Source organism: Microcystis sp. LE19-41.2A (assembly GCF_027530405.1).
Lineage (GTDB): Bacteria > Cyanobacteriota > Cyanobacteriia > Cyanobacteriales > Microcystaceae > Microcystis > Microcystis aeruginosa.
The window spans coordinates 1-14,747 of sequence record NZ_JAPZQJ010000525.1 but is presented as its reverse complement, the minus strand read 5'-3'; the positions used below and the strand labels follow the sequence as shown (position 1 = coordinate 14,747).

Annotated in this window: 13 protein-coding genes; 8 read left to right on the top strand and 5 right to left on the bottom strand. The window is 45.4% G+C overall.

Annotated features, from left to right (window positions below):
* Positions 1 to 130: 130 nt before the first annotated feature.
* Complete coding sequence (locus tag O9290_RS22100) at positions 131 to 1,291, bottom strand: ATP-binding protein (protein WP_288087547.1); 1,161 nt, start codon at positions 1,289 to 1,291, stop codon at positions 131 to 133.
* A gap of 139 nt (positions 1,292 to 1,430) precedes the next feature.
* Between O9290_RS22100 and O9290_RS22095 the strand changes: the two genes are divergently transcribed.
* Complete coding sequence (locus O9290_RS22095) at positions 1,431 to 1,682, top strand: DUF8653 family protein (RefSeq protein ID WP_002739055.1); 252 nt, start codon at positions 1,431 to 1,433, stop codon at positions 1,680 to 1,682.
* Between the two features lie 112 nt (positions 1,683 to 1,794).
* Here O9290_RS22095 and hemH read toward each other — a convergent pair whose 3' ends face one another.
* Positions 1,795 to 2,958 (bottom strand): ferrochelatase, encoded by a 1,164-nt coding sequence (gene hemH / locus O9290_RS22090; RefSeq protein WP_190720775.1) that lies wholly within the window; start codon positions 2,956 to 2,958, stop codon positions 1,795 to 1,797.
* 119 nt (positions 2,959 to 3,077) lie between these two features.
* Between hemH and O9290_RS22085 the strand changes: the two genes are divergently transcribed.
* The 3 genes from O9290_RS22085 (at position 3,078) to O9290_RS22075 (ending at position 5,613) form a co-directional block, all read left to right on the top strand.
* The gene (locus O9290_RS22085) at positions 3,078 to 3,701 is read left to right on the top strand and encodes a class I SAM-dependent methyltransferase (RefSeq protein ID WP_002758740.1); all 624 of its coding nucleotides are present in this window, start codon (positions 3,078 to 3,080) and stop codon (positions 3,699 to 3,701) included.
* 99 nt (positions 3,702 to 3,800) lie between these two features.
* Entirely contained in the window at positions 3,801 to 4,355 is a 555-nt protein-coding gene (locus O9290_RS22080; RefSeq protein WP_288056680.1) for a YqeG family HAD IIIA-type phosphatase, read from the top strand.
* A gap of 469 nt (positions 4,356 to 4,824) precedes the next feature.
* On the top strand, positions 4,825 to 5,613 hold the full coding sequence (locus O9290_RS22075) for an ECF transporter S component (RefSeq protein WP_002758743.1): 789 nt from the start codon (positions 4,825 to 4,827) through the stop codon (positions 5,611 to 5,613).
* 329 nt (positions 5,614 to 5,942) lie between these two features.
* Here the strand turns inward: O9290_RS22075 and ilvC are convergent, their stop codons facing one another.
* The 3 genes from ilvC to O9290_RS22060 all read right to left on the bottom strand — a co-directional run bounded on the left by ilvC (position 5,943) and on the right by O9290_RS22060 (position 8,889).
* On the bottom strand, positions 5,943 to 6,935 hold the full coding sequence (gene ilvC, locus O9290_RS22070) for a ketol-acid reductoisomerase (RefSeq protein WP_002758744.1): 993 nt from the start codon (positions 6,933 to 6,935) through the stop codon (positions 5,943 to 5,945).
* 401 nt (positions 6,936 to 7,336) lie between these two features.
* Positions 7,337 to 7,465: a hypothetical protein gene (locus O9290_RS22065; protein WP_256378305.1), complete on the bottom strand. Its 129-nt coding sequence runs from the start codon at positions 7,463 to 7,465 to the stop codon at positions 7,337 to 7,339.
* Between the two features lie 119 nt (positions 7,466 to 7,584).
* On the bottom strand, positions 7,585 to 8,889 hold the full coding sequence (locus O9290_RS22060; protein WP_288087546.1) for a tetratricopeptide repeat protein: 1,305 nt from the start codon (positions 8,887 to 8,889) through the stop codon (positions 7,585 to 7,587).
* Between the two features lie 565 nt (positions 8,890 to 9,454).
* Between O9290_RS22060 and pilM the strand changes: the two genes are divergently transcribed.
* The 4 genes from pilM to O9290_RS22040 all read left to right on the top strand — a co-directional run bounded on the left by pilM (position 9,455) and on the right by O9290_RS22040 (position 14,343).
* Positions 9,455 to 10,570: a type IV pilus assembly protein PilM gene (gene pilM / locus O9290_RS22055; protein WP_288058405.1), complete on the top strand. Its 1,116-nt coding sequence runs from the start codon at positions 9,455 to 9,457 to the stop codon at positions 10,568 to 10,570.
* 9 nt (positions 10,571 to 10,579) lie between these two features.
* The gene (locus O9290_RS22050; protein WP_288058406.1) at positions 10,580 to 11,350 is read left to right on the top strand and encodes a PilN domain-containing protein; all 771 of its coding nucleotides are present in this window, start codon (positions 10,580 to 10,582) and stop codon (positions 11,348 to 11,350) included.
* Positions 11,347 to 12,120, top strand: coding sequence for a pilus assembly protein (locus O9290_RS22045; protein ID WP_072924532.1), 774 nt, complete (start codon positions 11,347 to 11,349; stop codon positions 12,118 to 12,120). Before O9290_RS22050 ends, O9290_RS22045 begins: the two co-directional genes overlap by 4 nt.
* 93 nt (positions 12,121 to 12,213) lie before the next feature.
* A complete protein-coding gene (locus tag O9290_RS22040; protein ID WP_288058408.1) occupies positions 12,214 to 14,343 on the top strand; it encodes a secretin GspD/PilQ domain-containing protein in 2,130 nt (709 codons plus the stop codon).
* Positions 14,344 to 14,747: the final 404 nt, after the last annotated feature.

The following is a 14,747-nucleotide window of genomic DNA, read 5'->3' as shown; positions in this document are numbered from 1 at the left end:
CTTTCTAGGAAATAAGGTTGAACATGAGATTTTTTCGACTTGTTCAAAGTGGCCGGAGGGCATCCGGACACTCAAAACGGACGTTGAGAAAGAGTCAGACTTAAGCAATTAAGCGTTTTTCGGTGAAGCGTCAACCCCATTGACGCGACCACCCTAAAAAAGTGGCGTGGTGAGGAATCGCCGTCCGTTTTACGGCGGCGAGGATGTCAACAATACCACTGCCCTTTTCTTCACAAATGCCAAAACGACGCATTATGTCAGCTAATTGCTCATTACGGGAGCGATATTCGTCTATAAAGCGTTCTACTTTGATAAAAGGAATACCAGGGTTAGAGATTTCTACTCGATCATCATACATTTCAATCATCACCGAAGCGCCTGTAGCGAGAAAGTCCTGATGAATCAAAGCATTGGCGATCAGTTCTCGCAAAGCTTGTGGAGGAAACATTTTCACTTCTTCCCTAAGAACCTCCTCGATGACGCGATTTTGAGGGGCTAAATCGTGGACAAAATTAACTAAACCATCAAAACCCACAGCATATCCCTTAGTTCCTGTCTGTTCCAGTCGAGTTTTAATTTTACCCGTTCCCTCATAGATAATCACTCGTGGTGCTTTACGCGCTAAGGTAGGGGAAAAGCTCTCAAGTTGTCTGGCCAGAAGGATGGCAGATAAATTAGGAATTGTCCAACCTTGTGGGGTTTTTTGCAGGAGTTGATCGCCTTGTAATCTTTCTAAAACAGCATCACGATGGCTAGGATAGGGAAGCTTGAGCAATTCAAAGTAGGTTTGGGTGTCTAATAGGTCAATAACCTCATCTGGACTAGCATGAGAACGAGCAGGTTGACAAAACCAATCTTGTTGATCTTCAGCAAAGATGCGCTTAAGCAGATCAGGTGTCATGGGTACTAAGTCTTCCCCTGCTCGCATTAGATAAGCACCTTCAAAGGCGATAGGTTGTCCTGTGGGACGGGTTGGCACTTCAAAAACCAAGACACGACCATCAGGGTGGGCCAATTCGGTGATTTCCACGCGCAAGCGAAGTTTTTGAACGATTAGCGATTTAATGCTGTTAATTTCTTCGGGTGTAGGAAAGGCTTGTGAACCAACAATTTTACGGGGACGTTTATCGGTAACACCTAAGATAAAATGGCCACCTCCTTCATTAGCAAGGGCGACGCAATATTTTAACAGTTTGATTGTATCAAATTGATTTTTAGCCTGTTTAAATTCTAGTCGCTCATTTTCCACTGGAGCATTTAACCAACCTTCTAGGGTCTCTAGGTTTATCATGCAGTAATCTCCTTCTGGGTGGGAATTTCCGTTTAGGGGGGAACAGTGCAGGTTATACTGATTCCTAAGATGAGAGCAGCTCTATTTTCTCGCAAATTCTGTTCTTATGCTATTTGTCCTCTACTAAGAAGAAAAATCAATGGTTATTATCGAGATTACCAATGTGGAAGAAATATTGAGCGCAAAAATTGGCTCTTTCGCCGCTAAAATCGTCCAAGCTCTAGCAGATGATGAAGGGAAAGTGGAAGAGGTTCTCATCAAAGAATTACAGGCTAATTTTCAGGAAAGGGGCATTAAAGCTAATCTGTTTAGCGTCACTGGGTTAGATATGCTCGGCAATGGCAGGCTAGAAGTTAACGTTAATGTTCGTTCTGCTAATATGATGTCCTAAGAGAAGATAAAATCGCCAATGGTTGGGTTAAATATACTTAAACCCAACCTTGTCTTGGTGGTTACACAGGGTGAGAAATTACCGTCAAAAGCAATGGCATCGAAGATCGAGGTTATAATAAACCAACAAAATGTAACGGTCCTTGACCGGTAATTAATTCGATAATAATTGCCAGAAAACCGATCATCGCTAATCGACCATTCCACACCTCGGCTGCCGTTGTCATCCCCCATTCCCAACGTTCCTGGGGATACATTTTCATATTCGCTTTCGGACGGGTAATTTGCTCGAAAGTGGTGGGTTTCTCGTCTAGGGATTTTACCACTAACTGGGAGAGAGATTCGATAAACATCGGGTGAGTGTTAAGAGCCGGGACTCGCTGAAAATGTTCAATTCCCGCTTCTTCCGCCACTTCTCGGTACTCTATATCGATTTCTTGCAGGGTTTCGATGTGTTCCGAGACAAAGCTAATCGGCACGACCAATAAATTCTTAATTCCCTGCTCTCCCAACCCTTTTAAAGCATCTTCAGTATAGGGTTTTAGCCATTCCACCGGACCGACGCGACTTTGATAGGCTAAAGTGTACTGATTGGGTCGGTTTAGCGTACGCATGATCGCCCTAGTGCATTCTTCAATTTGCCTTTGATAGGGATCTCCCGCTTCCTCCACATAACTTTGGGGGACACCATGGGCGCTAAAAAAGATATGTACTTGGTCAGGATGAGGACACTGCTCTAATTCTCGCGCGATCAGATCGGCCATAGCACTCAGATAAGTGGGATGATCGTACCAAGAAGGGATGAGAGTATATTCCGTCAAACGCAGATAGGGATCATCCTGCCACATTTCCTCCAGCACACGAAAACTGGAACCACTGGTACTGATCGAAAATTGGGGATAAAGGGGAAGAATAACTAATTTTTTGATATGATCCCGTTTAATCCGCTCGATCGCTTCTTCGGTGAAGGGATTCCAGTAACGCATCCCGATATAAACGCTCACCTCGCGGCCCATTTCCTTGAGACGTTGTTGCAGTGCCGTGGCCTGTGCTTCCGTAATCTTGAGTAAAGGGGAGCCACCGCCAATCTGACGGTAATTTTCTTGGGATTTACTCGCTCTTAGCGTCGATATTAACCAAGCTAAAGGTTTTTGTAATCCTTTGATCGGTAAACGGATGATTTCTGGGTCAGAAAAAAGGTTAAATAGAAAAGGACGTACATCCTCTAACCGCTCCGGCCCACCCAAATTTAATAATAAAACCCCAACGCGACCCATAGTGTTAACAGATAATTTTTAAATTTTCAGATTCTTTACCAAGTTTAACAATATATCGGTGGAACCGTTAAAACAAATTACAGACGATATAGAAATTAATCAAATTTTGGAGGTTGATCTTGGCGACAATTTTACGTGCCCTCAGTTATCAATATCAATGGCTTTACGATGGTATCTCCCGTCTGGCTGCCCTAGCAGTGGGTGGGGAGTCTCGTTTTCGGCAATTGGCCCTAGAAGGTTTAAAAATCGCTAAAAATGACCCTATCCTCGATCTCTGTTGTGGTGCGGGTCAAACCACTCGTTATTTAGTCCCCCTATCCGATCGCTGTGTCGGTTTAGATGTCTCTCCCCGGGCCCTGGAGCGAGCTAGTTTAGCGGTGCCGCAAGCGCATTATGTGGAGGGATTAGCCGAAAAAATGCCCTTTGATGCCCGAGAATTCGCCTTTGTTCATACTAGCGCCGCTCTCCACGAAATGGAACCAGAGCAGTTAGAGGAAATCCTTAAAGAAGTGTATCGAGTTCTCAGACCGGGGGGAATTTTTGCCCTCGTGGATTTTCATCGACCCACTAACCCGCTTTTTTGGCCTTCTTTAGCCCTATTTTTGCAATTATTTGAAACCGATACCGCTTGGCAGTTTATCGATCGGGATCTGATCCGATCTTTACAGGCGATCGGTTTTCGTGATTGTCAACAAAAATTATACGCCGGTGGCAGTTTACAGGTGATTCGAGCGGCCAAGTGAAGGGATCGGCCAGGCAAGATTTTCAGAGGCAGTCGGTCATTTATACTAAGTAGGGAAGCTGAGTTCGATCGACTCGGTGCCAGTTATTTTTGAGAAGTAATGACTAGAGCAAAAATTCTACAACCCGATTTAATTTTAGGGGATACGATTCTCGGTCTCAGTCTGGAGATTTTGAGTCAGCATCAGATTAAGGGATTGATTCTCGATGTGGACGATACCCTTGTTCCCCTCCAGGAAACGACGGTTTCTGAGGATTTACAGCGTTGGGTCGATTCCTTGCGTCTTTATCTACCGATTTGGTTGGTAAGCAATAATCTTAGCGAAAATCGTATCGGTGCGATCGCTGATAATTTACAACTTCCCTACCTTCTCGGTGCGGTGAAACCCTCTCGACGCAAACTCCGGCAAGCGATGGCAGCCATGAGTCTCCCCCCCCAACAAATTGCGATGGTTGGCGATCGCTTGTTTACCGATGTTTTAGCGGGAAATCGTCTGGGAATGTTTACCATTCTGGTGAAACCAATGGTAAATCCCTTGACGGGGGGGGCAGCTTATCCAATCCACGATTTTGAGGTGTGGATATCACAAATTCTCGGCGTTTCCCTCCATCCGCAGCATTACTTAATAAAACCTGACCAATCCTCACAGAAGTAAATATTAAAAAATAATTAAGTATAGAGGAAACGATGGAAAAGTAGGAAATACTATAGACAATTTGAAATGAGGTCAGCCGAGATAAAGACCTTAAATATATGAAAGTCAGTAGATAGAAGGTGCCAGTTTTTGCGGATATACGCCAAAAGCTGGCTCTACTGTTTTTGAGTTTTATCTGTTTGGATGTCATACTATAGCGGTTCTCACACTATGTGGCACAGTTAAACCTTTGCTGAACAAGCTTTTTAACATCGATAATGTACCTCTTGCGAACAGGAAACGCTATAAATCCAGTTGTTAAAGACTGATTATTTATTCTCCGTTTTGCATGGGTGCCTGTCCTGGTATGTAGCCCATACTCAACGGATTTAGGATCACATTACCGTGCGCTGTTATCGAAAAAATCAATAATTGCCCGAAGAAGATCAAACCAGAGGATGATAGAAAAGTTAGAATTACCCTTGCAACTATGACCCTAGATATTATCCCCGAAGGGGAAGAACGCAAAGTGGAAGCTGTCAGTAGTGCCGCCATTGATGGTGCGCCGATCGCCTATATTGTCGTCTTAGCCGCCATTGTCACCACCCTTTCTTTTATTCCCTTCTCCATTGTCCTCGCTTCTGGCGGTAGTATGCCCCTCAGTCAAGCGGTTTTTCCCCTCTTGGGTTGGTTACTCGGCCCGATCGCTGGAGCGATCGCTAGTGGCATTGGGTCCTTAATTGGGGCTTTCCTTGCCCCCTACACAGCAGGAATTCCCGCTATTTCGGTCTTTGGGGCGATTTTGTCTAGTTTTGTGGCGGGAACGATGGTTTTAGGCAAAAAACGCCGTTATTGGTGGTTAGGATTAACGTTAATTTTTCTGATTCCCCTGTTTATCTACGCTAACCGGGCGATCGGACTGAACGGCATTTCGCCACGAATCTTTATTGCCGGGGCTTTCGTCGATTGGTCAGCTTTGGTATTATTTATCCTACCAACCCGGACTCTTTTTACCCATTGGATCAAAGGCAGCAATTTGGCCCTAGTAGCGGCGGGAATTTTTGGGGGTACCTGGACCGCCAGCGGCCTCTCCCATTTAGGGGCCGTCGCCATTACCTACTCGATTTTTAACTGGCCCGAAGAAGTCTGGATCGCTTTAATTGGGATCGTTCCCCTAGAAAATCTGATTCGTTCCTTTGTCGGTATGGTGATCGGTTGTGGTGTGATTGCCGGTTTACGGGCGATCGGTCTGGTCAAATCACGAGAGGCGATCTACTAGACCTCTTGTAAAAATCAAAAATTGTTGTTAGGGTTAGGAGTCAGTAGCCGGTCGTCGGGAGTCAGGAGAAGAAAAAAGACAAGAGACGACTAGACTATCCATAAAACCTAAGATTATGTCGAATTTATCCGAGCTTTTAGATATTGTGACCCAATAGCGGCTCGATAACTTATTTTTGCAGGAGGGCTACTGAAATGGGAATACAGCAGTTATCTTAAATGGTGACATAGGAGGTTTTCCTTTTGGGGTGTGGGGTGTGGGGTGTCGGGACGGACGCAAGGGCAAGAATTGCCGCGTTGCGTCCAACCCCCCACCGAAAAAAAAGAGAACTAGCGTTTAAGCCAACTCATCATTGCCCGCAGGTCTTGGCCGACTTCTTCGATCGAATGTTCTGCTTCTTGACGACGCATAGCGGTGAAACCCGGTTTACCTGCTTGATTTTCGAGGACAAACTCTCTGGCAAATTGTCCCGATTGAATTTCCCCGAGGATTTTCCGCATTTCGGTCTTAGTCGCTTCCGTCACCACCCGCGGACCGCGAGTGTAGTCACCGTACTCGGCTGTATTGGAAATACTATCGCGCATTTTGGCCAAACCGCCCTCGACGATCAGATCGACGATCAGTTTCACCTCGTGTAAACACTCAAAATAGGCTAATTCGGGCTGATAACCAGCTTCCACGAGGGTTTCAAAGCCAGCTTTAATTAAAGCACTTAAACCACCGCATAATACTGCCTGTTCGCCAAAAAGGTCGGTTTCTGTTTCCTCGCGGAAAGTGGTTTCCAAAACCCCGGCCCGAGTGCCACCGATACCTTTAGCGTAGGCCATCGCTCGATCGCGTGCTTGGCCGGTAGCATCTTGATAGACGGCGAATAAACAGGGGACTCCTTGACCTTGTTCGTAGGTGCGACGGACGAGATGGCCCGGTCCTTTGGGGGCAACCATAACCACATCGACATTATCCGGGGGAACCACTTGACCGAAATGAATATTAAAGCCGTGGGCAAAAGACAAAACCTTGCCTGGGCTTAAATTCGGGGCAATTTCGTGGAGATAAATCGTTTTCTGCACTTCATCCGGTAAGAGGATCATGATCCAGTCGGCAATTTTAGCGGCTTGGGCCACATCATAAACCGGAATACCGGCTTCTTTGGCTTTGATTGCCGATTTACTGCCGGGATATAGACCAACAATCACATTAACGCCACTATCCTTGAGATTTAATGCGTGGGCATGACCCTGGGAACCATAACCAATAATAGCGATCGTTTTTCCCGCTAATAAATCTAAATTGGCATCCTCATCATAGTACATTCGTGCCATCGAACTCGCTCCTTAACTTCTTTTGTCACTGTGCAAACTCCTAATTATACGGGAAAATCACGCCCGTCAGAAGCATTTGAGCGCCGGTTTCCTGGAGTCACGAAAAAATAGTGTCTAGAAAAAATGAACTAGGCTAATCCGCTTCGCGCTTGATTAGCTTTGGAAACGCTAATCTCACAGATTTTGTGCTTTTGACGCTTCCTTTGGCAGACTTACCGTTTGAGTCCTGACGGCTCGACTAGGCAGCGGTTTTACCATCCACGTCTGACGACGCTAGTTCCTAACACCGTGGCTAAATATTTAGTTTTAGCCAGAAATATCTAAGGGGACAAAACCTAATTGACCAATTGTCAATAGAGTTTTCAATGCGCTCACCCTGAGACTTTCTTGAGTATTTATATTTAGTGAATTGTTCGGCTTTTTCTGTCTTTTCCTTTGTCTTTTTCCACCTGCGGAATTTGGGTTGTATTGATTCGGACAATACCCGATGAGCCTTTCTCTGTCAAATCTTGAGGAGTCTTGCGTTTCATTTTTGAATTGGCGTTGTTTTACTCCCTGATGGAATGAGCAGTTGAGGCAGCATTAACTTGAGCGATCGCATTTAAAGGTAAAGATTGAACAGGCCGAATGTTTTAGGTTTACCTTGAGTTTATTGCTGTAATTCTTTCAACAAATCTAAGACTTTTTGAGCTTGTGCTGTGTCACCCTGTTGCTGATATAAATTGGCTGCTTTTTCCAAGTCGGTGATCGCTTTTTGACGGTTTCCTGACATTTCATAGACAAGCCCTCGCAGGTTGTAAGCATCAGCATAGTTAGGATCGAGGCGAATTGCTTGGGTGTAGTCGGCGATCACTTTTTGATATTCTTTTAATTGACCATAGGCATTACCTCGAAAAAGATAAGCACGAGCATCGTTAGGATTGAGGCGAATTGCTTGGGTGTAGTCGGCGATCGCTTTTTGATATTCCCCTAACTCAAAATATGCGTCGCCTCGAAGAATGTAAGCAATAGCATCGTTAGGATTGAGACGTATCGCCAGGTTAAATTGTGCCAGCGATTGCACAAAATTTCCTTTTTTCCATTCCTCTATTCCATAATTAAAAAACAACTCGGCAAAGGCTAGTTTAGAATTAGGATTTGATCGAATGCTATCGATCAAATCCTGAGTTACTTTGATTAAATCTATGGTTGTCTGGTATGCTTCTGTATCTCCCTGTTTTTGAAGTAATTCTGCCGCTTTTCGTAGCTCTGTGATCTGATTTTCTAAATCTCCTAAACCCTTATATGCCATTGCCCTGCCCATGTAAGCTTGAGCATAGTCGGGTTTGAGTTGAATCGCTTGGCTAAAATCGACAATTGCACCATCAAAATCTGCTTTGTCATATTTATCCATCGCCTGAACAAAAAAATCCTTAGCATTCCTTCCATTGGAAAAATATTGAGCGAGCGCGTTAGTAGTGGAGATACTTTGTTGAGGTGTTCTTAATTTATTCTGAGCAATTTCTCGGCCACTAATTGCTTGAGTGAAATTAGGATTAAGTCGTATTGCTTGAGCATAATCGGCGATCGCTTTTTGAGAATCTCCTAATTTATCATACAAAGTTGCTCGGTTATAGTAAGCTACTGCTGAATTGGGATTAAAGCGAATAAATTGGTTATAATCAGCCAGGGCTTTGTCATATTGCTGTAAACGACTATAGGCAATTCCTCTGTTGCCATAGGCTTGAGCATAGTTAGGATTAAGACGAATGGCTTCATTAAAACTATTAATGGCAGCCTCTAGATCACCTTGTTGTAATCTTTTTACTCCCTGATGGAAAAAGTCCAGAGCAGTTGAGGCAGCATTGACTTGAGCGATCGCATTTAAAGGTAAAGATTGAACGGGCCGAGGGAGAGAAAGGAAGCCTAAACCGAGACAGAGGGTAATTAAGATAGAGAAAGGACGGAGAAACATGATTGATTTTCCTTGACAATGTTTTAGGTTTACGTTGAGTTTATTTTTGTATTATTTTAATAACTTCTAAGATTTCTTGAACTTTTGTCTTGAGGAGTCCTGCGTTTCATTTTTGAATTGGCGGGCCGTGAAAATGCCTCTTAGCTTAAAACCCGATGCCCGACCCCCGACACCCTGCCCCCACGAAAAACTTTTTGCCGCAACCCCTAACTAGGGAAAGCTGACTTGATCTAGTGGAGCAGAAAAAAAAAGGGGGGGGTAATGGCCAATTTTTAGCTTGGACTTGGTTCTTTCACCAAAATTGAGTACAATGTCACTATCAATAGGCACTTCCTCTCCTCTCACCCAGTTAAGATTAACCTCGATCTGAACACAGATAATCGGGTTAGTATTTAGGGACGAAATAGCTTCTCTCCTTCTCGATTTTTACCTTTTCTGGGTAATTTACCCAGTCAGGATCGTTTATAGACTGATTTACTGCCTTGATCGACCCTAGATAAAATCAGGTCAAAAAATTATTGGCTTTGTTAATCACTAATTCTCTTAGAGCTGCCCAGGAAAATCTATGGTAAGTTTTTTTAAAAAGCTATTGACAAAAAAACCTCAAGGTGTTGGGTTAGAGATCACCCCAGAGCGCATTAACATAGCTCAGATCGCCAAACAGGGACAAAATTATCAATTAGTTAAATGTTGTTCGTCGGATATCCCGGAAGGCATCTTTGAGGAGGGAAGAATCGTCGATTCCCCCGCTTTAGCGGAATTAATCCAAGAAGTCCTCAAGGAAAATAAAATTAACAGCAAACGAGTCGCTACTGGTGTGCCGATGCGCGAGTCAATTATCCGGATGATCCCCATTCCCTCGGAATTGGACGATCAGGAATTGCGAAATCTGGTCTTAAATCATGAGGCTAGTTTATACCTTCCCTATCCTCGCGAGGAAGTGGATCTCGACTACCAAAAACTAGGCTACTTTCAGGATGAAGACGGGATCGAAAAAGTGCAGGTTTTGCTGGTAGCCACTCGTCGGGAGATTACCGATGCCTACATGGAAACCTTCCAACAGGCAGGATTACAGGTAGATGTGCTAGAAATTAATAGTTTTGCCCTAATTCGGACGATTCGCGAACATTTGCGACAGTTTAGTTCCAATGAAGCTGCCGTTATTGTTGATATAGAATTTGATAACACGGAAATTGCCATCGTGGTGGACGGCGTTCCCCAATTTTCCCGCACTGTCCCCATCGGCACTTTCCAGCTACAAAATGCCCTCTCCAGGGCGATGAATTTGCCCACCTCCCGCAGTCCTGAGATTCTTTTGGGGATGACAATTCCGATTACTGCCTTTGATAGTCTTAGCACCAATACCGGCACTTCTGGGGCCCCTACTAACGCCGGGATGACGGCACTGATGCGCGTTTTAGGGGAATTAACCGATGAGTTACGGCGATCGATTAATTTCTATCTTAACCAAAGTGATGAACTGGAAATCGTCCAGTTACTTTTAGCCGGTCCCGGGGGCGGTTTAGCGCAACTAGACGAATACTTTACTCAACGTCTCAGCGTCCCCACCATGGCAATCGATCCGATCGCATCACTGAACTTAGATACAACTCAAGAGATTCCTAATACCGAAAGACCGGGATTAGGAACAGTTATCGGTTTAGGATTACGGGAGGTATAGACAAAAATTATGTATAGTCTTGACGTTAATTTTCTTAAGGATCGCCATCTTAGCCAAACGGGGAAAGGAACCCCCGCAGCCAAGATTTCCACCGCTATTAACCTGCGTAAACAAACACCCCTGTTGATCGGTGTGGGAGTGGGGGCCGGATTATTGACACTGACGGGATTACTCGGTTTAATCCTCGGTTGGCAAACCAGCGAAACTCAGGCCAAAATTCAGCAACTGGACGCGGAATTAGGTCAACTGCAAGCCCAAAGCAAAAAGCTAGAAGACATGAAAGCGCAACTAACGGCGGTAGGAGAAGAAAATGAAGCTCTGGTAACTGTATTCAATCAGATTAGGCCTTGGTCAGCTATTCTTCAAGAAATTCGCCAACAAACTCCCCCTAGTGTCCAGCTAACCAGTGTGCAGCAGGTGGAGGTTCCCGCTGCCCCAGATCAAGGGCAACAGAATCGGGCTACTCGCTTAAAAATCAGTGGTTTTGCCAGTAATTACGAAGCAGTCAATGATTATCTCTTAACCCTACAAGCTTCTCCTTTTTTACAGGGTAGGCAAACGGTGATCGAAAGTGCTGCCCTGGCCGATTTACCCGTAGAGGTGGATAATCAGTACAAAAATATTAATATTACTTTCCCCCAAGCGGTTCAATTTGTGATCACCGCCCAATTAAGTGATACTCCCGCTACGGAACAACTGCCCAATCTCGCCCGGAATGGAGCGATCGGAGTTATCACGAGGATTAATACTCTCAAACGCCAAGGAGCTATTCAACCATGACCTTTACCGAAGAATTTGAAGATCGGGAATTAGAGGAATTTGAGGAGTATCCTGTCGCTTTCGGGATAACTTTTACGCCCCGCAATAGTGGCATCGCTGCCGCTGTGGTGGGTTTACTTGGCTCTTTTTATCTGCTTTTTAACTGGGTGATGCCCGCTTATGATACCTTGCAACAGTTGCAAAACGATGCAGCTGGCAAACAACAACAGATAGATCAACAAAAAAGCGGTCTCGGACCGGCCGAATTAGCAAAAATTGAGAGTCAGTTGCAACAAAAAGAGGCAACTAAACAGCAAATTCTCGCGCTTTTTGCTCAAGAAAAGAACTTAAGCACAATTCTCTTAGATATTAGTAATATCTTTAAGTCTCGCAATGTTAAGCTGATTAGTTTCCAACCCCAAGGACTAGAACCAGTGGTGGTTTCCGATGGTTCCCTCGGTAGCGCGGTTAATAATAAGCTCAAACGTCAAACTCTTAACGTCAAGATCGAAGGGAACTATGCTAACACTCAAGAGGTTATTCGGGATTTAGAAAGATTACAGCCGCTCATTTTGCTCAACAGTCTCAATACCCAGATGGAAAAGGAAGGATCGGCGGTTCAAGTGGTTAGTACTGGCAAAAATAAAGCCACTATCGTTCCCCAAGGCGATAAACCCGTTACTACCACCTTTCTTCTCGATGTGATTATTCCTCTCAATGCCGCCGAATTAGCGAAATTAGCACCGCCCCCCCCCGCCGAAGGCCAACCCCCCGCTAGTCCGCCCCAATAGGAGAACTTTCAGTGATTAAATGGTCTTCATTCCGGTGCGAGTATTCCGTTTTTTATCCGTTGAATCCCCCAATTGTTGAGGAGTGAAATTAAAGTGAATTCGTCCCGTTATGCCCTGTTTATCCCCCAAATTGCCTCGTTTTTATTGATGGCTCCCCTGAGCGCTTTGGCCGAAACCCCCATTTCCTTCGATGGTTCAGAGTTAAAATCGAGTACATCAAAAATTGAATTTTCGCAAGAGTTTAGTCAAGAAAATTTACAAAAAAGACCTAAGAATTTCGTTCCCACCCCCGATGCCGTAGAAAAGGAGATCAGCGATCGCATTTTAGCTAGTGAAAAACTACTGGCCCAAAGTGCGCCCCTTGTCCCCAACCCCGAAATTATCATTCAAGGCGCACCCCAAGCCCCCGGCGCTCCCACCCTACCCCGGGCTGTCGCCCCACCGGTGGGAGATATTGCCATCTCTAACATCGATGCTAGTGCCGAAAAGGTCAAATTCGAGCGTAATATGATTGTACCTCGTGTTTTACTCCGGGAAGCTTCCGCTAGAGAAGTGTTAATGACCCTTGCTAACTATGCCGGTTATAACGTCGTTTTCACCAGCGCCCAGGGGGAAACTAACGCCACCTCTCAGACAGTTTCCTTGGAATTTACTAACGAATCGGTGGAAAGCATTTTTAACGCCGTGTTGTTAGTTTCTGGACTCCAGGCCAACCGTCAGGGTACAACTATCTTTGTTGGGGCGCAATTACCCCAAGGCGCTCGTAATCTGATTAGCCGCACCCTGCGTCTCAACCAAGTTAAATCTGTCGCCGCCGCCACTTTCCTCGCTACCCAAGGGGCAGAATACCAGCGTTTAGTTACCCAAACCGAGGATATCGTCGATCCCCTCACCGGACGAGTCATCGGTCGCCGGGATGTTCCTCCCACCCTAGAGCCACTGGCCCCCCAAGAAACGAAAGGCTCAAAAGCTGCCTTACTTTTAACTGGTTTAAGAGTTGCCGCCGACGAGCGCCTTAATTCTATCAATTTAATCGGCGAAGCGCGGCAAGTCCAGATCGCCACCTCTTTATTAACCCAACTAGATGCCCGTCGCCGTCAGGTGGTAGTTAATGTCAAAGTTATCGATGTCAACCTACTCAATACAGACCGTTTTAACAGTAGTTTTTCCTTCGGTTTTAACGATGGTTTCTTTGTTCAAGATAACGGGGCGGCAGTGCTGAACTTTGGTAATATGAACCCACCTAGTAGCTCAACTGTAGGCAGACCGGGGGCTTTTGCACAGCCTGTTGTGCCGATTTTCGATATCATATCGGGTACGGGGACAGCAGAAATTCAACCTTTTATTGACATTCAGAATGGCGCTCCTTTTGGCCGTGTTAACCAGGGACCGAATGACTTTTCAGGGGGTCTAACACCCTACTCGCGCCCTAGTTTTGGTCGGATTAGTAACCCTTTTCAGCCCGGATTGAGTAACTTCACTCCTGGTGAGCCAGGTACGTTCAATCCCATCACCGGAGTCACTACACCCCCTAAACCACCTGTCTTCACCTACGAACCCCCGACCCTATTCCAATATCCCCAAAAATTCCTGATGACCCTGCAAGCGTCAATTCAGACAGGAAATGCCAAGATTCTCACCGATCCCTCCCTAGTGGTGCAGGAAGGTCAACAGGCCACCGTTAAGCTCACCGAGAAAGTGCTAGAAAGTGTGGAGACAAGTGTAGATCCTCTCAGTGGCGAACGCACCACTGTCCCTGTACTGGCCGATGCTGGATTAACTTTAGCGGTAAACATCGATCAGGTGGATGATAACGGCTTTATTTCCCTGTCGGTTAGCCCTACCATCGGCTCTCCGGGGTCTCCAATTCAATTTGATAGCGGTGGTGGAACAGTCAACACCCTTACCCCTCTGATTCGTCGGGAATTGACTTCTGGTTTAATTCGTCTCCGGGATGGACAGAGTTTAATTCTTTCCGGCATTATCCAAGAGCGCCAACAGAGTTCTGAGACAAAAGTGCCTATTTTAGGGGATATTCCCATTTTAGGGGCTTTATTCCGCAGTCGTACCAATCGCAACGATCGCTCGGAGGTGATTATTCTCCTCACTCCCAAAATCATCGAAGATACGGCCACCTCTACCCTCGGCATCAACTATCAACCGGGCCAAGATGCGGCGGAAATGCTTCAGCGTCAAGGTTTCCCCGTGCAGCCGCGACAGTAATCAGTAATCAGTTATATAGGGCTGGCTGAATAAATCTTAAAACCTTGTTGGATAAGACTTTTAGACTTTTTGTCAATCAAAAAGTACCAGGCATGGGAGTGATCAGGGGGCAAATTCAGGGACTTTTTCCCTGAAAATGGGTAAAACCCCACACCCTGCCCCACGAAAAACTTTTTCAGCAAGCCCTAACCTGCATTATTCATGAACCAAAAAACAAGGAACCCGAAAAACTGGATTTACATCCAGTTTTTTTGGGGGTTAAATAAGTAGGGTCTGCTGAAAAAGTTTTTCCTGGGGGTAGGAGTCAGTAGCCGGTCGTCAGGAGTCGGTCGTTTCAGGCTTTGTTGCCCTTGTTTTTTGTACCAAGCGATGTACCACAAGAAGGATAATGCAAGGTTTTTGAA